Source organism: Klebsiella sp. 141162 (genome assembly GCF_050600755.1).
In the GTDB taxonomy this organism is placed as follows: Bacteria; Pseudomonadota; Gammaproteobacteria; order Enterobacterales; family Enterobacteriaceae; genus Klebsiella; species Klebsiella aerogenes.
On sequence record NZ_JAQIRI010000010.1, the window covers coordinates 99,613 to 121,438 of the forward strand.

Annotated in this window: 19 protein-coding genes; 13 read left to right on the forward strand and 6 right to left on the reverse strand. The window is 51.0% G+C overall.

The genetic code is table 11. From position 1 onward, the window contains the following. The first annotated feature begins 22 nt into the window (after positions 1-22). The 6 genes from PGR23_RS21195 to PGR23_RS21220 are packed head-to-tail and all read left to right on the forward strand — an operon-like array spanning position 23 to position 7,732. Positions 23-955, forward strand: a complete 933-nt coding sequence (locus PGR23_RS21195) for a putative PEP-binding protein (protein WP_213316635.1) — start codon at positions 23-25, stop codon at positions 953-955. 14 nt (positions 956-969) lie between these two features. Further along, entirely contained in the window at positions 970-3,096 is a 2,127-nt protein-coding gene (locus PGR23_RS21200) for an FAD/NAD(P)-binding protein (RefSeq protein WP_396279383.1), read from the forward strand. Continuing rightward, positions 3,093-4,130: an alkaline phosphatase family protein gene (locus tag PGR23_RS21205; protein WP_380377236.1), complete on the forward strand. Its 1,038-nt coding sequence runs from the start codon at positions 3,093-3,095 to the stop codon at positions 4,128-4,130. Before PGR23_RS21200 ends, PGR23_RS21205 begins: the two co-directional genes overlap by 4 nt. After that, a complete protein-coding gene (locus tag PGR23_RS21210) occupies positions 4,124-5,197 on the forward strand; it encodes an aminotransferase class I/II-fold pyridoxal phosphate-dependent enzyme (protein WP_396279382.1) in 1,074 nt (357 codons plus the stop codon). The genes PGR23_RS21205 and PGR23_RS21210 overlap by 7 nt, the downstream gene beginning before the upstream one ends. Beyond that, positions 5,194-6,426: a nucleotidyltransferase family protein gene (locus PGR23_RS21215; protein ID WP_430915656.1), complete on the forward strand. Its 1,233-nt coding sequence runs from the start codon at positions 5,194-5,196 to the stop codon at positions 6,424-6,426. Before PGR23_RS21210 ends, PGR23_RS21215 begins: the two co-directional genes overlap by 4 nt. Before the next feature lies 1 nt (position 6,427). Beyond that, positions 6,428-7,732, forward strand: coding sequence for an LLM class flavin-dependent oxidoreductase (locus PGR23_RS21220; RefSeq protein WP_380377240.1), 1,305 nt, complete (start codon positions 6,428-6,430; stop codon positions 7,730-7,732). 36 nt (positions 7,733-7,768) lie between these two features. Here the strand turns inward: PGR23_RS21220 and PGR23_RS21225 are convergent, their stop codons facing one another. Together PGR23_RS21225 and PGR23_RS21230 are read right to left on the reverse strand one after the other, a co-directional pair. Then, positions 7,769-8,830, reverse strand: coding sequence for an iron-containing redox enzyme family protein (locus PGR23_RS21225; protein WP_396280085.1), 1,062 nt, complete (start codon positions 8,828-8,830; stop codon positions 7,769-7,771). Between the two features lie 191 nt (positions 8,831-9,021). Then, positions 9,022-9,603 (reverse strand): TetR/AcrR family transcriptional regulator, encoded by a 582-nt coding sequence (locus PGR23_RS21230; RefSeq protein ID WP_380377254.1) that lies wholly within the window; start codon positions 9,601-9,603, stop codon positions 9,022-9,024. Between the two features lie 148 nt (positions 9,604-9,751). On the opposite strand from PGR23_RS21230, the gene PGR23_RS21235 reads away from it, so the two are divergent. From PGR23_RS21235 to PGR23_RS21250, 4 genes are all read left to right on the forward strand, one after another. After that, entirely contained in the window at positions 9,752-10,450 is a 699-nt protein-coding gene (locus PGR23_RS21235; RefSeq protein WP_396279380.1) for an O-methyltransferase, read from the forward strand. Positions 10,451-10,800: 350 nt separating this feature from the next. Continuing rightward, complete coding sequence (locus PGR23_RS21240) at positions 10,801-11,883, forward strand: glycoside hydrolase family 88/105 protein (protein ID WP_045392239.1); 1,083 nt, start codon at positions 10,801-10,803, stop codon at positions 11,881-11,883. 32 nt (positions 11,884-11,915) lie between these two features. Next, positions 11,916-14,399 (forward strand): hypothetical protein, encoded by a 2,484-nt coding sequence (locus PGR23_RS21245; protein WP_396279379.1) that lies wholly within the window; start codon positions 11,916-11,918, stop codon positions 14,397-14,399. A gap of 36 nt (positions 14,400-14,435) precedes the next feature. Next, positions 14,436-15,782, forward strand: a complete 1,347-nt coding sequence (locus tag PGR23_RS21250) for an MFS transporter (RefSeq protein WP_080957239.1) — start codon at positions 14,436-14,438, stop codon at positions 15,780-15,782. A gap of 26 nt (positions 15,783-15,808) precedes the next feature. Here the strand turns inward: PGR23_RS21250 and PGR23_RS21255 are convergent, their stop codons facing one another. Next, positions 15,809-16,849 (reverse strand): LacI family DNA-binding transcriptional regulator, encoded by a 1,041-nt coding sequence (locus PGR23_RS21255; RefSeq protein ID WP_063416547.1) that lies wholly within the window; start codon positions 16,847-16,849, stop codon positions 15,809-15,811. Positions 16,850-17,529: 680 nt separating this feature from the next. On the opposite strand from PGR23_RS21255, the gene PGR23_RS21260 reads away from it, so the two are divergent. Then, the gene (locus PGR23_RS21260) at positions 17,530-17,802 is read left to right on the forward strand and encodes a hypothetical protein (protein WP_072047975.1); all 273 of its coding nucleotides are present in this window, start codon (positions 17,530-17,532) and stop codon (positions 17,800-17,802) included. A gap of 154 nt (positions 17,803-17,956) precedes the next feature. On the opposite strand, the gene PGR23_RS21265 is transcribed toward PGR23_RS21260, so the two are convergent. Together PGR23_RS21265 and PGR23_RS21270 are read right to left on the reverse strand one after the other, a co-directional pair. After that, positions 17,957-18,253, reverse strand: coding sequence for a hypothetical protein (locus PGR23_RS21265; RefSeq protein WP_396279378.1), 297 nt, complete (start codon positions 18,251-18,253; stop codon positions 17,957-17,959). 228 nt (positions 18,254-18,481) lie between these two features. Then, entirely contained in the window at positions 18,482-18,637 is a 156-nt protein-coding gene (locus PGR23_RS21270) for a hypothetical protein (RefSeq protein ID WP_223683739.1), read from the reverse strand. Positions 18,638-18,688: 51 nt separating this feature from the next. Here PGR23_RS21270 and PGR23_RS21275 point away from each other — a divergent pair, with 51 nt between their 5' ends. Beyond that, positions 18,689-18,925 (forward strand): hypothetical protein, encoded by a 237-nt coding sequence (locus PGR23_RS21275; protein WP_226473705.1) that lies wholly within the window; start codon positions 18,689-18,691, stop codon positions 18,923-18,925. 257 nt (positions 18,926-19,182) lie between these two features. Here the strand turns inward: PGR23_RS21275 and PGR23_RS21280 are convergent, their stop codons facing one another. Further along, the gene (locus tag PGR23_RS21280) at positions 19,183-19,875 is read right to left on the reverse strand and encodes a helix-turn-helix domain-containing protein (protein ID WP_047078337.1); all 693 of its coding nucleotides are present in this window, start codon (positions 19,873-19,875) and stop codon (positions 19,183-19,185) included. A 320-nt stretch (positions 19,876-20,195) separates the two neighbouring features. Between PGR23_RS21280 and PGR23_RS21285 the strand changes: the two genes are divergently transcribed. Continuing rightward, positions 20,196-21,770 carry an arylsulfatase gene (locus tag PGR23_RS21285; RefSeq protein ID WP_045377786.1) on the forward strand — a complete coding sequence of 525 codons (1,575 nt, stop codon included), beginning with the start codon at positions 20,196-20,198 and terminating at the stop codon, positions 21,768-21,770. Positions 21,771-21,826: the final 56 nt, after the last annotated feature.

The window sequence follows — 21,826 nt, forward strand, 5'->3', positions numbered from 1 at the left end:
ATTATTTGATCAGGAGCCAATTATGGAAATAGAAGTCTCTTTGAGCGGCGAACTCCCCGACGCGCGCATTTATGAGGAAGTCTCTGCCGTAGGTCTATTGAGGGGCGAGTATATTTTTCGCCGCGCCGGAAAATACCTGACGGCTCCCGATGGACGACAGCTGATGGAAGAATATATCGAAAATATTCTGCGAACTTTTCCGGACAAGGATGTTTGGTACCGTTTTATCGACGCGCCAGCAAATGAAATTAATATGCTGGAAGGCTATGACGAGTATGTATTAGAAGAGTTTCCAACTATCGGGTTGCGCGGAATGCGCCGTGCAATGGAGCTGCCACGAACCTTCGATCTGGAATTTGATGTGGTTACTACGCTCGCCAGGAAGCATAAAAACTTGCACATCATGTTTCCCTACATCTGCGAAATGTCAGAAATCGAATTTGGCATGGATTATGTGCGCCGCTTCAGCTTCCCCAACAAAGTGTCATGCATGATGGAAACCCCTGCCGCCCTTTGGCATGCCAAAGATATCCAGCGGCTCGGTCTGGAAAACTTTTTGGTTGGCATGAATGATTTGAGTAGTCTGGTTGTAGGCGCCAGCCGAGGTAGTGGTTTTGATCGCCATAACCATCCCGCCATTATCGGCATGCTTAAGACGCTGCGCCAAACGCTAAGCGACAGCCGTCTCAGCATTGCGGGGTACATGAAGCCCGAATTTCTGGAAATTGCCAAACAAACTGGAATGGATGCCATTACCGTGCATTACTCCTCCTTCCCGGCCTTTTTTGGCGACCGTTTTTCTGAGTACCAGGATATGGACTTTATGCTGAACTTTAAAAAACAGGATAACCGCAAGCGCCTAAGATTATGGGCCCAGTCTCTGCTAGATGTTGCTAATGATACTAGTTCAATGACGATTCAAGGCCTGCATTGGCATAAAAAAGCCAAATCATAATGGATGGTATGCGTATGGAGAACGTGGTAGTGGCAATCGTCGGCGGTGGTCCGCGCGCAGTGTACGCCCTGGAACGTCTACTGGTGCTATTGACCAACCATCTGCCCGTACGCCAATTATCTATTCATATCTTTGATAATACTGGACGTTTTGGCGCAGGGATGGCGCACAGCGATCTACAGAGCAAAAGCTGCTATTTGAATCGCCCGGTCGATCAAATTGCATTTGCCGCAGATGAGTCCATCAGCACGACCAATAAGCTGCTTCCCGCGCCGTTGCGCCTCAATTTTTATCACTGGTGCCGACAACGTTTTTATGCAACAGGCGATGCCCGATTTGATTTACAGCCCCATGACATTCCTCGTCGATATTTACACGGTCTCGCGCTGCGCGATTATTTCGATACCTACGCCAACGCCCTTCGGGCACTGCCCGGCATAGATGTCACGACTCATGCAGAAGAGGTTATTAGCGTCACGCGCAATAATTCCGATTTTTTACTGCATACCCCCCGAATGCCGGCAGGTTTGCGCGCCGACTACGCGCTCTTTGTGACCGGGCATACGCCTTGCCGCGCCCATTGGCAAACGGCTGAAGCCCGTTATCAACGCGGCTTACGTTATACATCGTACGCCTATCCCTTGGACCAACTAAACAGCGTAGGCGCAGGAAGCAGCATCGCCCTCTGCGGTATGGGCCTCACCGCCATCGACATCTGTCTACATTTGACAGAAGGACGGGGAGGCCGTTTCCTCCGTACAGAAGAGGGGGACTTGCGTTATCAACCCAGCGGCAATGAACCATCGCAAATCATCGCGCTCAGCCGAAGCGGCCAGCTTTACACCGCCCGGGCACGCAACCAAAAAACAGCAGTCAATCTTCACCGCCCACACTTTTTTTGTGAAGAGGCAATTGCATCCCTGCGGCGCCACCGTGGCCGATACACCGTGCTAGGTGATGGCACCGTTTGTCGACAGATCGATTTCAGGCAGGATGTTTTTCCCTTAATCGTCCTGGAAATGGCGTGGATCTATTACCGTACCCTGTTTGGCGAACGGTTTGCACAGAACGTCAGCGCGGCGCTCGCTCCACATTATCAGGCGTTTTTGACACATACGGCATCGGAGATACAGTGCAACGTTGAGACGCTAATGGCTTTTTGGAACGACCATTTTCGTCAAATGGCGACTGCGCTGAACGAGGCCTGTCAGGGAACAGTATGCCCCGATCGGGGCGTTCAGGAGGCCGCGGCCGCGTTTTTTTGTACGCTAACAGATGAACACATCACGCCGGAACAGGCGATTAGCCGCCTGCGCTCGCTCCCCAGGCAGGAGATAAAATGGCGCCATGCCCGGAATATTTATCACCACTACTTCGACTGGCAGGCTATTTTCTATCCCAAAACGCGGGGGCGTCGGCCACGTAAAGCTGAGCACCTGGACGCACTGGCACGCGATCTGGCTTTTGCCGCACAGGGCAATATCTCTAATCCCCTGAAGGCCGCCTGCGATGGCGTCTGGCGCGATTTACGCGCCGTCTTCTCGGCAGCCACAGATTTTGGAGGCCTGACGCCCGCCTCTCAGCAGGATTTTATCCGCCACTGGCTCTCCCACTATAATCGGCTTTCCAACGGCGCCGGTACAGAAGCGATGGAAAAGCTAGGCTGCTTGATTGCCAGTGGCCGGGTGGCAATCGCGCCTGGCGGCACCCGCATCCGTTCTTGCGGCCCCTTTAGCGGTTATCGGCTCACGGGTCGACAATATCGGCTACGGGTTGACCATCTATGTTGCGCACGTTTACACCCCTTCGATGCGCATCGGCAACGTAATTCTCTCTACCCTTCCCTGCTCGCAACAGGTCTGGTCCGCATGTGGGAAAACCGTGGCGGAGACGGAACGCGCTTTATGCCGGGCGCCCTGGACCTCACCCGCGATTTTCACCCTATTAATCGCCAAAACCACATCGAGAGGCGATTAACGTTTCTCGGGGCGCCCGCCGAAGGACTCTGTTTTTTCCAGAATGCCGCCGCGCGCCCCGACACCAATAGCGCAATCCTTAGCGCCATAAATAACTGGGCAACAGACCTGCTGACGCAAATGGCTGAAAACGCGTTGGCGATATCAGAACCGGAGCGGCTATGAAAAAAGTGGAAACAGCGTCGCGTTTAAGCCAGCGGCATTTTCGTGAGCGTGTAAGAGCTCGCTTGTCGCGCAACACGCACCAGATCGTGTTTGCCCTGGATGGCATTCCCGGCAAACTGGTTGATACTCTGTGGCAAACGCCAGTCATAGAACGCTGGCATGCAGTGTTTCCCGCCACCTCAACCACTGGTTGGCTCAGCAGCCTGACCGGGCTCGGCGTTGAAGAACACGGTATTCCCGGCGTCGTGTTCCGATATAACGACCAACCGGATTCGCTTATCAATATTTGCCAATATCAGGGGGAAGCGCTGGCAATTCCCACAGACAACATTTTCCATGACGCACGCCGCTGCGGTTATTTACCGCAAGCTGTGATAGGGGATCTGCTCCCCATCGAGGGAACCTGGACGCGCGCCCTACTGGATGGTGTGGAAATCATCGACCGAAGCGTTTTTTTTACCCTTTCGCCACCACAACCGGTTTGGGCACTTCTAGAAACACTTAAAACCGCTATTAAAAGCGCGCTCGAGAGAACAGACGTCCCAACCCTGGTCTGGATATTTATCGATATCGATCATTACGTCCACACGCAAGGTTATGACGCTCACGTTACAGCCTTTCTGCTGGGTATTGATGAACTCGCCAGCGCTCTGACGCAACAGGGTTGCGATGTCATCGCCCATTCCGATCATGGCCTGGTACCCGTGATCCACGATGAGCAGATCGCCCACCAGATTGACCTGTTGTGCGAACAGTTCGGCGCGACCATGGGAGGAGCAGGTCTGACGCGCTGGTTCTATGTCCCGGATGACAGAGTAGCCGAATTCCATCGTCGCCTGACCGATCGCCTGGGGGAGTTTGCCGAGATCATTTACGCCACAGAATTGGATGATATGCCTGCTCGCGTGGGCAACCTGGTGCTTATTGCGCGTGGCGAACGATTTATTGCCTCTCCGGGCTACCGGTATGAACATGGCTCACGCCAGCCCGACGAACTCGACGTCTTTTATGCCGTATGGGAGACACCATGTTAAAGCGGGCTATTGATTCCTACCACCATCTTAAGCTTGACGATACGCCAGAACTGCTAAATCTGGCCTGGACGCAGGATGAACGGAATTTTATTACTCCCTCCCTGAACGAGCTTATTACGTGCAGCCTGCAGGAGGAAATCAATGGACAACTGCCTGCAACCTGGCATTATGCCGTCGACGATCCTTGGGGAGAACAGCGTCTCACCCCAGCCGTTGCCCACTATTTCGGCGTTCAGGAAAAAGCATTCTCGCTGGCCTGTGGAGCCGGCGTCATTCAATTATTGAGTATTTTACCCGCGCTAAGTGCCAGACGGCATGTCGCCGTCGACGGTGAAGTTTATCCAGACTTTCCCTGGTGGTTAAAACATTCGGGGCGACGCGCAGAACGAATCGCATCCGAGCCCTTGGCGGAAAGGATAAAGCAGGTTATCAGTCTGGAAAGCGATCTCTATTTCATAGAACGCCCCGCGCTTCAGAGTGGCTCAGTCATGTCTCTGGATAGTGTTTATGAATTGGGAGTAGCCATGGCGCGAGCGGGAATAAGACTATTGATTGATGAATCCAACGCCAATTACCTTCCCCCCTCCTGTAGCGCCGTTCATTTACTGGCCTGTCTGCCAAACATTATCGTACTACGAGGTATGTCAAAAGCCTGGGGATTAGGTGGGCTACGTATGGGGTTTTGTCTTTCCTCTCCTGCGCTCAAAAACATGCTTCGGGAACATATTCCGCCATTACTTAATCCGTCTTTAACACTAAGGATCGCCCACAATCTGCTAATGGCGGGGGATAGCACAGCCAGCCTGCGCGCGCGAATCCAACAACAAAAGCAGGCCGCGCTCGGTCTATTTACCGGATGGCCAGTGATCTCCTCCAGCGAAGCCATGCCCTATATTTTTCTCCCCAGTGACAAGGAATCAGCGCTGCAAAAACGAGGTGTTGTTGGAAAACAGCACCACTTCTGGCAGGAAACTAACGCCTCCGCCACTCTGTTACGTCTCAGCGTACCGCTGGAGACCAGTAGAATGCAGCGGCTGGAACAGGCCCTGAAGGTAGAAACGCCATGAATATCGCACAAGCCCCCCTCGACCGGCTTTTATGCCGTTTATTGTTTGATCCGCAGCATGCCGGAGAACTGACGCAAACATTGTCGGCAGAACAGTGGCAACACTGCCTCGAACGCGCCGTCAACCATAAAATTCTGCCGCACGTCGCGATGCTCTACCAGCAGTATCAGGCCTTACCGCTGCCGGAAAACTATCAAACAATTTTGCATACGCATACGCTGGAGCGCTCCAGTTGGCTCGCTGCTCTACGGCTAGCCGCCCCTTTCAGCCAAAGCGCTAATGCTATGTTAATGAAGGGCTTTGGCCATGAGCTCCTCTACCCTGAAAAGATAGATCGGTTCGCAAAAGATATGGATGTTGTTGTGGCTGATTTCACTGTCTTCTGCGATATAGCTAACCAGTTACTTAATAATGGCTTTCATTTGCCATTTATGACGCAGTTTATCTGGCGTAAAGAGTTGAAAAGCTGGCAGGGACTGGCCCGCTTCATTCATCGGGAAGGAAATGAAGATGGCGGGGTTGAACTGCATATCGGTCAGTTTGCGGTCGATGAAGCCCACAAGCTTAGTTGGCCTACGTTGCACGCGCAGGCCACAGTACAACGCTTTGGGGAGCTTCCGCTTTGCATGCCTGATACGACGATGATGCTCACCGTTTTTTTCATGGAACTTGCCACCCGCCCGGAATGCATGCTGAGGGATCTCTATGATGGTTACTGCCTGTGCATGACGCTCACGGACCAGGATAAATTCGATATGCTGGTCACGGCGCTGAATAAGGCGCAGCTTGGCGAGCAGGTCATAAAACTGATCGCGGCCTTTAATCGCTTTAATCACCCCACTCCGCAAAAACTACTCCAGCTTGAGAAAAAGGTTCGAACACGTGGGCCATCAGGTAAGTGCAACTGGCGTAACCGAATTCGAAAACGTCTCGATAGCGCTTGCCAGAACGCCGACGTTTTGCTGCGGCTATACAGTATTTTTGATAGACCTTGGGCAATTCGCCTGGCAATGCATTTCGCCATACCTATTTACGGGATTCCGATGAGCTCTCATCCACAACCGCTGCGGCTGATAAAAAGGGGACGTTACAGGCTACTAACCACCCAAGCGGGCACATTTTTACTTGGCGGTGTGGGTATATTCAGCGATGAAGAGATCGAGTATTTACAGTCGGTTATCGCATCATCACCTTTACCTCTCACGCCAGAGCCGGAGCCGGAGCCATAATATGCATTCTTCTCCTTCGATGATGAAACTGGGTGCGTTCTGGTACCCAACCGGATACCACATTGCTGCATGGCGACACCCGGACGTTCCCGCTAACGCGGGGGTCAATATCGAACACTGCATGGCATTCGCGCGTCAGGCAGAACAAGCTTCATTCGATTTTATTTTTCTGGCGGATAGTCTGGCTGTAAAAGGAGATGACTGGCAGACGCTCAGCAAGAGCGCGCATCGCTACGTGGGTCAATTTGAACCACTGACACTACTTTCTGCCCTCAGTGCCGTCACCACACGAATCGGCCTGGTTGCCTCCGCCACGACCACCTACAACAGCCCATACACGTTGGCCAGGCAATTTGCTTCGCTGGCACATCTCAGCCAGGGGAGAGCGGGTTGGAATCTCATTACCTCACAAAATCCCTTTGAGGCCGGAAATTACGGTCTGGAAAATCATCCCGACCATGCCGATCGCTACAAACGTGCTGAAGAGTTTTGCGACGTCGTTAAAGGGTTATGGCACAGCTGGGATGATTCGGCCTTCTGTTATGACAAGAAGAACGGACAGTTTTTTAATGTCGATGGGCTGCATATCCTGGACCACCGTGGCGAAAATTTCCGGGTGAAAGGGCCGCTGAATGTTCCCGCTTGTCCAGGCGGCGATCCGATTATCGTTCAGGCGGGCGCTTCTGATGCCGGGCGCAGACTTGCTGCGCGCACAAGTGAAGTCATTTTTTCAGCACAACATGATTTTTCCTGTGCACAAGAATTTTATCAGGATATTCATCGTCGTGCGGCGCTAGCCAGTCGCCCAGCGCCAAAAATCATGACAGGGCTATTCCCGTTTGTAGGACAAAGCATTCAAGAAGCGGAGGAAAAACACGCTCGGCTACAGTCATTGATTGATGATAGCGTGGGGCTTTCTCTCCTTCAGGTGCAGCTTGGTGGCGTAGATCTCTCGTCCTACTCCATGGATGCTCCTCTTCCGCCGCTTCCCGAAGGCAACGCCAGCCGTAGCCGTCGTCAATTGTTGCTGGAATTGGCCGAGCGTCAGGGTTATACGCTGCGCCAACTCTGTCAACATGTTGCAGGTGCCAGAGGACACTGGCAGCTCGTGGGAACGGCAGCACAAATAGCAGATGAGATGGAATACTGGTTTCGTCAACGGGCAACAGACGGTTTTAACATCATGGCCCCCTGGTTACCTGGCGGGTTTGAGGATTTTACCCGCTGGGTAGTACCTGAATTAAGACGGCGAGGATTATTCCGCGACGAATACACAGGCACAACCTTGCGCGAACATCTGGCATAAATAAATGTATCCGCCGGGTGCCCCGGCGGATACATTTTACAAAGCCTTTAGCGTTCTGAGCAAATTATCGTAATAATCCTGACACGTCTGCAAACGTAACTGGGCGCCAAAGTAGATCTCCTCCAACGCCTCAGGATAACGTTCAGCGACGGGAATAATGACATTGTTAAGCCAGCCATCAGCATGGTCGACATCAACAGAGATATGCTCACTATAGTAATGCACATCTCGCGCCGAAAGACCAAGGCGACGACTACCGTTAACAAGCTTTTCATATTGTGACGGGTCGAGCAATTCGGTCATTGCCATCATACCGATCAATTTATAGTAATGACAGCGAGTGACGCCCCCCATCATAAATAGATTATATCCGGCCAGCCCCTGCCAGTCATACAGATGGGTATAGTGATCGTCTGGTAAATTAATACCACGACGATAAAGCAAATCCTTATATAAATTTACATGGGTAAATTCATTGCTACCCTGTCCAATCTCATCCCATAAATTCTGACTAATTTCACCACGAGTTTCGGGGAAAGAACCAACCAACGTCATCGCGACCAGATCAAAGAAAAGTAAATTTAATGCACTGTCGCTTTTGAAAAAATAATAGAGCTGATGGCTATTAGCTTCATGCTCCAAAAAATCAAACAACGCATGAGACGAAACTGAATGGCTCTTCCATAGTCGCTGAAGTTCCTCAATAATATTTCCCGGAGATAAAAACAATGCTTGAGATCTTACACGGCGTTTTTCGCTAAAAAGCCACTGCGACTCAAGAAAAGTACGTACCTGCAACAATACCGGATGGTATTGATTTCGACTAGAACAAGAAAGTGGTTCGGCGAGATGAGAGTGATATGCGTAGAAAAGCGCCTGGTGAACCTGACGGAGCGCCTCTTCATTCTGATGCTCAAAGGCATTAAAACACGCTTCCGACGCTAAGCTCATTAGCTGCTGCGCTGTCTGTGGCCGCCGTTCAAAAATTGAATTAATATCATTACTATCAATTAGTTGGAGAAATAAAGCATCCAGTTTATTTTCAAATTTTAAGGCTATATCTCTGTCAATTACCGATAAAGATTCACTTTTATTTATCATGATTAACCCCTCACTATCCCAGAGTTTCGACTTTACTCAGACGCCAACATACATGCAACAAAAATGTTACACATATGTATCATTAGGGGTAAAAAGAGGTTGTTGAGATGAGAATTTTAAATAAGTCGGATAAAAAAACTGAGTTTCCGATCAATGTCAGTGTTTAGGGCATACAAGCGCCGCGATTGTCACTCTAACTCTCCACCTTCAGAATAAATTACAGCTTTTGCTGCTGACCACGCAGTCATGGCCGCAGGATATTCCCGCACCTCTTTGTCCATTGTCTGGCTCATCGAGATGGCACCATCAATCAGCATAACAATAATAACCGCAACACGCTCAGCCGGCTCTGGCTTCAGACATTCGTTTAATATATCCCTCACGACCTTAAGTAAATCACTTTTGAAATCGAAAACGATGTTACAGAGTGCTGGCATGCTATTTCCCAACTCCACCACAGCACGAAAAAAAATACAACCATGAAAATAAGAACGCGCAAACCACTCATGATAAAAATTGAATATTGCGAAAAGTTTATCTTTCGGAGTATTTTCCTTTTCGGTTATAGCCACAAGCTCTGAAATAAACTTATGATGTTTATCTTCAAGAATAGCTCGGATTAATGACTCTTTATCATTAAAATAACGATAAAAGGTCATTTTAGATATACCGGCAGCTTCAGAAATCTTGTCAATACTGGGTAATATATAACCTTCAACATTAAAAAGAAGAGCGGATGAATTAATAATATCGTGATATTTTGATTTCATACCCATTACCCACAACCTTAACAAGGAAAATGCTAGATTATATTATAATTTAAAATAATAATGATGTATAGATGTGCTGGTTTGCAAAATACTTGGGTACAACTATTCTTAAGTAATCTGATTAAACAGATGATAAGGAAGATATCCCGTGAAGAGTACTCCCACTTCCGCAGCACAATCAGAACAATGGTTAGCAGTCGACGCATGGTTTTCTACTCTTTTTTCCCCTTCAGATGATATGTCAGACAAGATACTGGCGGCGAACCACGACGCGGGGTTGCCGGAACATGATATATCCATAATGCAAGGGAAAACGCTCGCCTTCTTTATCACATTAATACAGGCTCAACGTATTCTTGAGATAGGTACGCTGGGTGCCTTTAGTACGATCTGGATGGCCCGTTCGCTACCGCCAGGCGGTCGAGTAACCACTATAGAGGCCGAGAAACGGCATGCGGAGATCGCGTTACACAATGTGCATGACGCGGGCCTGTGCGACCGTGTAGACCTTCGTATTGGGCAGGCTCTTGACATATTACCTTCACTGAAAGGGCCATTCGATCTCATTTTTATCGACGCTGATAAAAAAAATAATCCCGCTTATCTGGAATGGGCTTTGCGTCTCTCTCGTTCTGGGACGCTTATCATTGCCGATAATATTGTTCGCGGCGGTGAAATACTGCAAAGCGAAAGTTCAGACGACAATGTCAAAGGGATTCGCACATTTCTTTCTTTGCTGGCCAAACATCCATTGCTTACCGCCACGGCCATACAAACAGTGGGTTCTAAAGGATGGGATGGCTTTGCCCTTGCAGTAGTTACGGGGAACAGAGATGAACCAGAATAGTGGCTATGAGTAGAGTGGTTCGCCAAACACGGCTAGATGAATCAGGCGGTTGGTTCAATAGTGGCATGTGATTCCTAATCGCTGTTCGACATGCATAACGCCATTTTGGTAACTACGCAAAAAATTTTAGCGCTTCCAAAATCAAAAATGAAACAATGTTCCAACAACCTCTTGTTTTATCAACAGTTCTTGTCCCTGTTTCGCAAAAAACGACGCCCGCGCAGGGCAATAAAATATCGGCAAGGCTCACAAAATATAAACGCAAAATTTTTTCGTATTGCGCATATGAAATGCGTAGTGATTTAATTCTTATAGCCAAATCATCCTTAGAGCTAGAATGAGAATAAAAAATGGAAAAGCGTTCACTGAATAAAAATATTGATTTACTGCTGCGCGGATTTACTGAATTAAAAGATAACGGACGGTTTAATGAACCCAATCTTGACGGTAGCGCCGGGGATTATATTTCATTTTCCAGTTGGGAATGGCCGCAGGGCGTAGGGCTATTTGGTTTGGTACGTTTATGGGAAAACACGAAGTCTGATGAGCTATATCAAATTATTGACCAGTGGTTTCAGGGAAATATCGAAAAAGGTCTCCCAGGCCTCAACGTCAATACCACCGCGCCGATGCTTCCCCTCTCGCTTTTCTGGTCCCATAACCGGCAGCCGCACTACCAGCAGGTGCTGGATAACTGGGCAAATCGCGTGATGACGGAACTGCCGCGTACGCCGGAACAAGGCTTCCAGCATGTGGTTTCCGACGGCATTAACGACATGGAGATCTGGGACGATACGCTGTTCATGGTGGTACTGTTCCTCGCGCACTACGGTACGGTTTCCGGGCGCCAGGAGCTGGTAGATGAAGCCGTTCGGCAGTTCCTGCTGCATGCGCGCTATCTCAACGATCCGCAAACCGGGCTGTGGTACCACGGCTGGAGCTTTGTCGAGAACAGCAACTTCGCTAAAGCCCGCTGGGCGCGCGGTAATGCGTGGATTACCGTCGGTATACTCGAATTACTGGAACTAGCCGACGTAGGCGCGGGCGTTCGGGAGTACCTGATAGAGTGCCTGAAAAAGCAGGTTAATACCTTAATCGACCTGCAGGCCGCTAATGGCGCCTGGCACACCCTGCTCGACCATCCTGACTCTTACATCGAAATTTCCGCCACCGCCGGTTTTGGCTATGGCTTATTAAAAGGCGCGCGTATTGGCATTGGCGATGAACGATGGCTACAGGCGGGTATGAAAGCGCTGGAGATTGTTCAGGATAATATTGATGCCGCAGGAACGGTACACAATGTTTCTTATGGCACCCGAATGGGGCGCACCCTGCAATTTTATAAAGATATTCCATTACAACCTACCGGCTATGGACAGGCATTAGCAATATTATGCCTGAGCGAAGGTTTGCGCCTCGCTGATAAAAAATAAAATACCGCCCTTCTCTTTTGGAGAAAATAATAATGGCTATCGAATATAGTAATTTTAATTTAACGGCGGGTAATGCCGTGCGCTACTGGCAGCTATCCGATATTACCAGTTTACGCTATGACACGGCGGACACGCCGATGGCTGGCGAAATGGACCCGTTTTTCTTTTTAAGTAAACATAAAAACTTCATTCCTCATACCTACCCGTGCCGCGACGATTTTCGCCAGCACTTTGCTGAAAAAAAACCGCAGCCTTTCGCCAGCGCAAACTACTCTCGCTGGTGGTTCCCTTTTGCTTCCGACAGGGTCGATCTCTCCGGCTTTTGGTTTCGCCCAACCCGCGTCGGCGCCTGGGCCAGAACGCTGCTCGATTGCCCACAGGCGGGCGAGTATCGTTTTCGCCTCGCCACCTGCGGCGGCGCGCTGCTGAAGCTTAACGGCGAAGAAGTACTCTGGATGGCTGATTATCAGCGTAACCTCGAAAACCAGCGTGAATTCAGCCTGTCGCTACAGGCGGGGAAAAACGAGCTGGAACTGTGGTTTGATGACTTAGCCGAACGCGATATTCGCTTCTTTTTCCAACTCGACTACCTTGACGGCGAGCCGCTGCGTATTGCGCTGGCAACGCCGCTGACCGACGCGCAGGTCAAAGAGATGGAGCAGTTACTGGACGGCGTTTCCTTCGAGCATCCGGTATATAACCGCGGCACCATTCGCCTCGTATTTCCTCAACCCGCGTCGACGGACTACTGCCTGCACGTCAACGTGCTGGGGGATTTTATCTCGCTGGATGAACCGGTCACGCTCGATAGCCGACTCTCCGCCGGCGAGTCGCTGGTCGCCATTGCCGAAAGCGAAGCTATCCCGGCGGACTTCCGCAATTTCCACATTACGCTGCAGCGTGAAGGGTTCAAGATAAGCCGCACGCTGGGCGTCGAAATCTGCCACGCCGACCGCCAGACGGCAATCCCGACAACGCTGGAAGCGCGGATCGCGGAAGCGCTGGAGGTAGTCGCTCATGAAGGTGAATACAGCAGCGTCAAAGCGCTGGCGCGCCTGGCCTGCGGCCTGAACGATGAGCAAACCCAGCAGATGCTGGATGGGGTCCTGGCGTCGGTGCTCGACTGTCACGATTGCGCCGACTTTACCCTTGTGCCGTTGCTGTGGTGCCGGACGGTATGGGGCGACAAGATCGATCCTGCGGTTCGCGGGCACATCGATGACGCCATACTGCGTTTTCGTTACTGGATGGACGAACCCGGTAACGATGTACAGTGGTACTTCTCTGAGAACCACGCCCTGTTATTCCACACCGCGGCGCTGCTGGCGGGCAATCTCTTCCCGGACGCGACTTTCACCCGTTCCGGGCGCAGCGGGCGCGAGCAGGCGGCGGCGGGTAAAGCGCGGGTCATCAGTTGGCTGGACCATTTCGAGCAGTGTGAAATGGCCGAATGGAACTCAGCGCCCTACTTCCCCATTGATTTAAAAGGTCTCACCGCGCTGGCGGCGCTGTCCGGCGACGCGCAAATAAGCCAGCGCGCCATCGCGGCAATCACGCGCTTGCTGGCGCAGATTGCCCACTCCGCCCACCAGGGTTTTCTGACCGCCTCGCAGGGACGTTCTTACGAACACACCCTACGCGCCGGACGCTCTCTGGAACTGGCGGCGATTTCGCGTCTGCTGTGGGGCAAAGGTAACTATGGCTGTCGTTTCCATACGCTGCCGCAATTAGCCCTGCTGCTGCGTGATGGCCTGCTCACCGTTCCGGCGGAACTAGCAGAAGTTGCCGCCTGGCAAAAAGAGAGCGCCATCGAGTGGTGTTTTGCCCAGGGCGCTAACCGGATCGCCAAACTCTATCACTACAAAAATCACCATGCGGCGATGGGGTCCATCGCCGGCTATCGCTGGGGAGAATGGGGCTATCAGGAGACGCCGTTCCATTTACGTCTTGGCAACCAACCCGAAGCGCAGATCTGGATCAACCATCCAGGCGAGACCCTGCACGGCGGGTTCGGTCGCCCCTCTTACTGGGGCGGCTGCGGCACGCTGCCGCGCGTGCAGCAATATCGCGGGCTGGCGGTGCTGACTTTCAATCTGCACGCCGATCAGCCTGACTTTACTCACGCTTGGCTGCCGCAAAGCCAGTTTGATGAGGTCGTTATTAGCGGCCAGCGCGCGGCGGTACGCAGCGGTGACGGTATGGCGCTGCTGGTGGGTAATCAGCCGTTTGAAACGGTGAATACGGGGCCAACCCGCGGCTGTGAAATACGCCTTAACGGGCAACAAACCCGCTGGCTGGTTCGCATCAACGATCGAGTCGATAGCTCCCTCGAGACCTTCAGCGCATGTTTCAGCGACCTGACCATGATGCAGCACGACGACGGCAGTATTGAAGTGAACGATCCGCAGTACGGAACGGTGCGCTTCCTGGCCGATGGACGAGTGAGCGCCGAGAACCGCACGCTGGACCCACAGCAGTGGAGCGTCGTGGGCAGCAGCCGTGAACTTCCTCTGTAACCAACGCCCGGCAGAGACCGGGCAAGGAAAATAATAATGGATACGCAAATCGACAAACAGGCGGTGCCTTCCGGGCAGGCCTCTGATGATGTTAATCCGAATACGCTGCACAATCCCGCTCGAGAAATGGCTAAACCGAAAAGCAACTATCGCTGGGTCATCTGCTCCATGCTGGTGTTTGCCACAACGGTTAACTATATGGATCGCCAGATCCTCGGCTTGCTGGCACCGATGCTGCAAAAAGATATCGGCTGGACGCAAATGGAATATAGCTGGCTGGTCAATGCGTTTACCGTCGCGTATGGCGTCGGCACGCTGGTATGCGGGCGAATTATCGACAAACTGGGGACCAAAATCAGCTATGCGGCGGCGATGGTCGTCTGGAGCGTCGCGGCGATGGCGCATGCGGTCGTCGGTTCGGTGGCGGGGTTTGCGCTGGTTCGCGTCCTGCTTGGGCTAGGCGAGTCCGCTAACTTCCCGGCGGCGATGAAGGTGATTGCCGAGTGGCATCCTAAAAAGGAACGCACGCTGGCGACCGGCATTCTTGGCGTCGCGGTCAATATCGGCGTAGTTATCTCGCCTGCGCTGATCCCGCTTATCGCAGTGCATTACGGCTGGCACGGCGCGTTTTTAATTCTCGGCGCCATTGGCTTACTGTGGCTGATTCCCTGGTTCATCGCCTTTGGTCCGGTGAAAGCGAAGGCCAGTGCCGAAGAGCAGGCGTGGATTGCTCAGGATAAAGAAGACGCCGTCAGCGTTTCGGCCATTAAATGGACGCATCTGCTGGGCTATCGCCAACTGTGGGCCGTGGCATTAGGCAAAATGTTGACCGACCCAATCTGGTGGTTCTTCCTCTTCTGGCTGCCAAAATGGCTCAACGAATCCCGCGGTATCAACATGGAAGGTCTGGGACTGCCGCTGATCGTTATTTATCTCTTCGCCATCGTCGGCAGCCTCGGCGCAGGCTGGTTACCCGGCAAATTGATGAGTAAAGGATTTAGCACCGCCAGCGCACGTAAACTCACGATGCTGATCTGCGCCTGCCTGGTCCTGCCGATTTTCGCCGCCACCCAGGTCGAAAATCTGTGGGCCGCCGTCGCGCTGGTCGGGTTAGCTGCGGCGGCGCACCAGGGGTGGTCTGCCAACATTCTGACCTCGGTATCCGATCTGTTCCCGAGCGCAGCCGTCGGTTCGGTCGTGGGAATTGGCAGTACCTTCGGGATGATCGGCAGCGTGATCTTCTCTACGGTGATTGGCGCCGTGCTTGAAGCCTCTGGTAACTATTGGGCGCTGTTCGCCATCAGCTCTGTAGCTTATCTGCTGGCATGGGCGATTATGTATCTGCTGTTAGTGCCGAAGATGGAGCGGGCTAAATTCGACTAACCCGCTCTTTTTACCGGTGGCGCGTATCAGGCGATACGGGCCACCGATTGACGTTCGACGATGGCGCACGCCAGCTCAACCCGCCTTGGAATTTCGACACTACCCGCAATCATATCCTGCAGCAGCTCCAGCGCCAGCGTGCCGATTTCGTGTACCGGAAGGTGAACGGTAGTCAACGGCGGTGTGGCAAACTCCGCCTGCGGCAGATTATTCATACCGACCACCGAGATATCTTCCGGCACACGCAGTCCTAAGGCCCGCACGCCGTTGATCGCGCCGATCGCCAGCGAATCATTGGCGCACAGTATCGCCGTACACTCGCGCGGAGTATCACGGAAACGCGCAATCACCGCCTGCTCCGCCAGCTCCGGCAGCCAGTCGGTTACCGTCAGGATCCGCGAATCGTCGCACAACAGCTGGCGAGCGCGCATCGCTTCCCGCCAACCATCTTCACGCTGTTCAATGGTTCGCCTGCCTGGGTGGGTTAAAAAAAGAATGTCGCGGTGGCCGCGCTCGAGCAAATATTCACAGGCCATGCGCGTGGCCGAACGGTTACAGGGCAGCACGCTGGACAAGCGCATTAACGGATCGTCAGTATTCACCAACACCGCCGGTTTTTTCAGGTTCGCCACCGTATTCAGAAAACCGCTGTCGTCCACCGTCAGCGCCAGCACGCCGCCTACGTCCGCTTCTTCCAGCAGCGCCTGCAGGGCGCCATTGTCATTATCGCTGAGCTGATGAGTAATGAGATCAACGCCCAGCACCTTCGCTCGCTCTTTTAGCCCTTGCAGGACGTACCAGCTAAACTGATAGCGGTTGTAATCCAGCATCGCCACTTGTGAAATAGCCAGCACAATTCGCGCGCCGCCCAGCTCCTGAGCCGGCGTATATCGCATGGCCCGCGCCACTTCCTGAATACGCGTGCGCAGTTCGTGGCTGACCCCTTTTTCGCCCGATAGCGCCCGCGACACGGTACTGAGCGAGGTACGACAACGGGTAGCGATATCCTCCAGCCGCACGCGGCGATAGCCTGCATCGCGCTCTGTCTGATTCTCTGATTTACTCATCTCTCATCCTTTATGACACCGCGCGCCACTTGGCGTAAAAATGAAAACCGCCGCGACTGGCGAATAATATGCAGTATTCAGTGTAGCCATTGACGCTGCCCAAACGGCTTCGCGCACCACGGCACGATAAGCCATTTTTTACCCGGCATCGATTAAGAATCGCGGATTTGTGATCGTCAGTCGCACTATCCGGTCACCGGCATCGCTGTCTCACTAAATTCGGCGAGCCCGAATAAATGGCGAATGCGTAAAGGGAGATTGCTATTTAAATGTATTGATAACTATCTTACCTTACGCCATAAATATAACAGACATAAATTATTATTTTGATGAAAAAATGGAAGAAGTTAATTTTTAAAAACAAAAGCATTCACAAACTCAATGGTTTAATTAAATAAAGCCCTTCAATCAAACATCTACAACATCACCAAAATGAATACTAACCTCAAATTTCTTTTTCCAAATTATCATTAACCCATTGGCATTAACACAACTCTCATTGCACATATAAAATGATGTCCAAAATCAAAGAAATGTATCAACCTGTAATCTATATATACATTTCGCATAATTATATAATGGATAACACAATGGAAATTTTTAAATTAACGACATGCATACTTCCCGCCATTTTATTAATCGGATGCGTATCAAAACCACCGATCGCGACAGAAAACGAAATGCGAGATGCCGCAGCGTTTACATTAAATGTCAATGCTTCTGACGTGACAATTTCAGATGTTCAGCAAAATGGCGTTAAAACCAATTTTGTGGCGACAATAGGTAAGAAAGCACACCGTTGTTATGTCACTAAAGCTGCAGAACCAAAACTTTATGGACTGATATCAATAGGGGGAAGCAGTACGGTTTCTGATGCTATTTGCGCTGGTGGTGTAGCAAGTTCTACTAGTAAAACATGTGATGCATTATCAAAAGCCGCAGGACGCTGTTAATTAATAATACTCGCCTTAGGTGTTCGCTCAGGGACACCTTAGGCGGCATAAAACATCCATTTGCCATGCCCCGATACTGATTCCATACTCTTTATTTTTACGACAACATTATTGTTAAAAAATAGCCAGTAGAACAGCATCCTATCTTCCCCACTCACAGCGCTTCCCACATATAAAACCAGTGGGTGGCGTCCCGACAAACGGCGCGGAACATGGCTGCGGAGACCAGCTGATAGCGGCGGTCCTGAGATTGTTCTGGCGTATATGCGCACACGTAGCGCCCGCTATTGGCGTCGGGCAGCCCCTCTTTAACGGACATCCACGGGAGAATCAGCTGCTCCGGCGGGACGCCCGCCGAGATGGTATCGATCACTTCATGCGCCAGCGCGCGGGCGTCGCGGCTATAGGGGCCAGCAGCAACCTGTTCACAGTGTCTGAGTAAATTTTCCATTAATTATCGTTTCCTTTTTTGCCTCTCTATTTTCCCTTAATTATTGCAAAGATATCATTGGAAATAACTATTATTTAATAGAGTTTAATGGCACTTATTTACTTAAAAATAAATTTTTAATACGAAACTATAATGACTCGTATTTATATCCCATTGATATAAAAAAGCCATCTTCAGCTATCTCCATATCGACATAGCTGAATAATGGCTAATTCAGGCAATAACGCACTATGCGCAATTGGCCGTAAACTCTACCGGCAAGTCGCCATAAAACCAGCCATCGTCCTGTTTGGTGAGATCAACGCGGATAGTCTTCTTCTCGCCAAACAGAAACTGTTTCACCAGCACCTTACGGGTAAAGACGCCGCCGACGTTAATACGCACGCCGTGGTGCTCCACCTTCTTAACCCGGATGGTTCTTGTGGAATAATCTATTTGAATATCAACATGTTCTCCGTGACGAGCAATGAAAGTCGCGATCCTGACATGCCCCCCGTTTTTGGAGAAAGAGATAAACGGTTGGCTCTTTCTACCGCGCCTTCCCTTTTCTATATTAATGAAATTGTTTACGTCAGAGCGCGCTGCACCATTGAACACAAAGAAGCCTCCCTTCTCAGCAAAATCGTATCCTTTAAAACGAAAAAACAATGGTTTATTTCACTAGCAGGATGAATTTACAACAGAATAATTGACTGCATTTTAGTGCCATGCACAGACAAAATCAAACCCATAAACTGCCAGTGCAGGGCAACTATCACCGCATTCTCATCGCGGTAGAAGAAACACGACGGGCAAGATCCCGCACGATAACTGGCTTCGGCGAAACATATCGCCCCCCTGCGGGCAAGCGTAATGAAGAGTAAAGTAATCCCTGGTTCTGTTAGCTGACCTCCGCGCGTCTGAAATGACCTTAGCGCAACAACAGCAGTTTAAAATTTCTCCGGCAGCTCGTGCACAATATCGACCAGTTCACCGTTCTCCATTTTGATATATCCCCCCTCTTTTAGCTCAGCAAGAATTTTAAAAAGGTAGCTGCGCGACATCTTGGTTCTTTTTAGAATAAAGCTTGCCAGGCTTTCATCATGCAATACTCCCGCATCCTGCTGTTTTTTGTAACGATAAATCATCGATTTAATCGTATCGTAGCGTGAAGGTAAATTCTTTTCGTGATGCGCATCAATAATCAGCGATAACTGAAAGGCCATGACTTCCATCAGATAAACAAAGCGCTCACGCTGAATAAAATAGTGTTCAAACGCTTCTTTACTGCAGGTCACAATTTTGACATTTTTCTTCGCCGTATATTTTAGCGATAGCGCCGGACCATAGCTTTCAATAAGCCCGAAAATCATACCGCGGATTCCTTTACCGATCTGTAGCATGTCCAGCGTTTTACTCCGCGCGCCGCGTTTACTCGCGGAACCAAAACCCGCATTGTATTCCACTTCTATCGCAATTATGCCTTCAACAACAATAACCACTTCGCCGGGTTCTATTTTAAACACACCGTTATCTTTGATGATTCGTGGCTGATTTGCCGAGATCAACGGTTGAATCAACTCAAGATCGCTGGCGACAACATGGTTATATTGATCAATAACATCGGAATAAGTCGTTTTCATGTTGCCCCATTAATACCTATTTATTTAAATATGCATAAAAATAATCTGGCAAAGTTAACCCTGTCAATTAAAGATAGCATTTTTAGTTCATCCTGCCATTTATTTCAGTCCGTTTAGAGACTCCACTCTCGTATCGACCGATACGTCTAAATAAAATGCCAACACCGACGAGAACCGTAACACGGTTTCGCCCATTGAAGCGTCTAATTTATTTTTAACCTAAAACATCCTTGCTAATTTAAAAATAAATTAGACGCTTCGTTAACAACCTATTTTTCCAGATCATTTCAAAATCCGGAAAAATAAAAGGATAGCGAGCTATGTTTAAAAACATTCCCTTTAAGAGAACAATGTTAGCCAGTATGCTGACATTAGCTTCCGGCGCAGTGACCGTTGCTCACGCAGCCGACGCGGCAGCGCCGAAGCAGGATGCTAAAAAGCCTAACATCGTAGTTATCTTTGGCGATGATATCGGCTACCTGAACCTGAGCACCTACAATCAGGGTTTGATGGGCTACCAGACGCCAAACATTGACAGTATCGCCGCGCAGGGCGCGAAGTTTACCTCCTACTACGCCGAGCAGAGCTCCACCGCAGGTCGTTCCGCCTTCATTACCGGCCAGATGCCATTCCGTACCGGGATGAGTAAAGTCGGTATGCCGGGAGCGCCGCAGGGTCTGCAGAAAGAAGATCCGACCATCGCCAACGTCCTCAAGCAATTGGGTTACGCCACCGGGCAGTTCGGTAAAAACCACCTGGGCGACCGTGATGAATTCCTGCCGACCGCGCACGGTTTCGATGAATTCCTCGGCAACCTCTATCATCTGAATGCCGAAGAAGAGCCGGAAAACCCGGATTACCCGAAAGATCCGAACTTCCGTAAACAGTTTGGCCCGCGCGGCGTGATCAAGAGCACCGCTGACGGCAAGATCGAAGATACCGGTCCGCTGACCGTTAAGCGTATGGGCACCGTAGATGAAGAGACGCTGGCCGCCAACAACGACTTTATGGCGCGTCAGGTGAAAGCCGGTAAACCATTCTTTACCTGGTTCAACACCACCCGTATGCACAACAAAACCCACCTCAAAGACGATAGCGTCGGCGTCACCGGGTTAGGAACCTATGCCGACGGCATGGTTGAGCACGATAAAATCGTCGGCCAGGTGCTGCAGAAAATTAAAGATCTTGGTATCGAAGATAACACCATCGTTATCTACACCACCGACAACGGTCCGATGACCGCCACCTGGCCAGACGCAGGCGAAACCCCGTTCCGCGGGGAGAAAAACACCGGCTGGGAAGGCGGTTTCCGCGTTCCGGCGATGATCAAATGGCCGGGCCACATCAAACCAGGCACCGTGGTGAACGATATGTTCGCCAGTTACGACTGGTTCCCGACGCTGGTTGCCGCTGCCGGCGACAGCAACATTAAACAGGAAATGCTGAAAGGTTATAAAACGCCGTCAATTACCTACAAGGTTCACCTTGATGGCTATAACCAGCTCGACTTCCTGCAGGGCAAAGGGAAAGACCAGCGTAATGAATTCTTCTACTGGAGCGATGACGGCGATCTGCTGGCGATGCGTCAGGGCCGCTGGAAGATCCACTTTATGATCCAGGAGCACACCGGCCTCGATCTGTGGCGCTATCCGTTCACCAAACTGCGCACTCCGCTGATCTTCGATCTGAAAGTCGATCCGCTGGAGAAAGGTTCCGACGGCATGGGCTACGACACCTGGTTCTACGATCGTCTGTTCCTGCTGGGCGGCGCGCAGAAGTCGGCAAAAGATATGCTGGCGACGTTTAAAGAATTCCCGCCGCGTCAGAAGCCGGGTTCCTTTACCGTCTCCGATGTCAGCGCAATGCTTGACCAGAGCGCGAAAACCGGCAAGTAACGGTAATCCATCTCCCAGGGCGGTTCGCCGCCCTGTTTTTCTCCTCGCCTTACCCT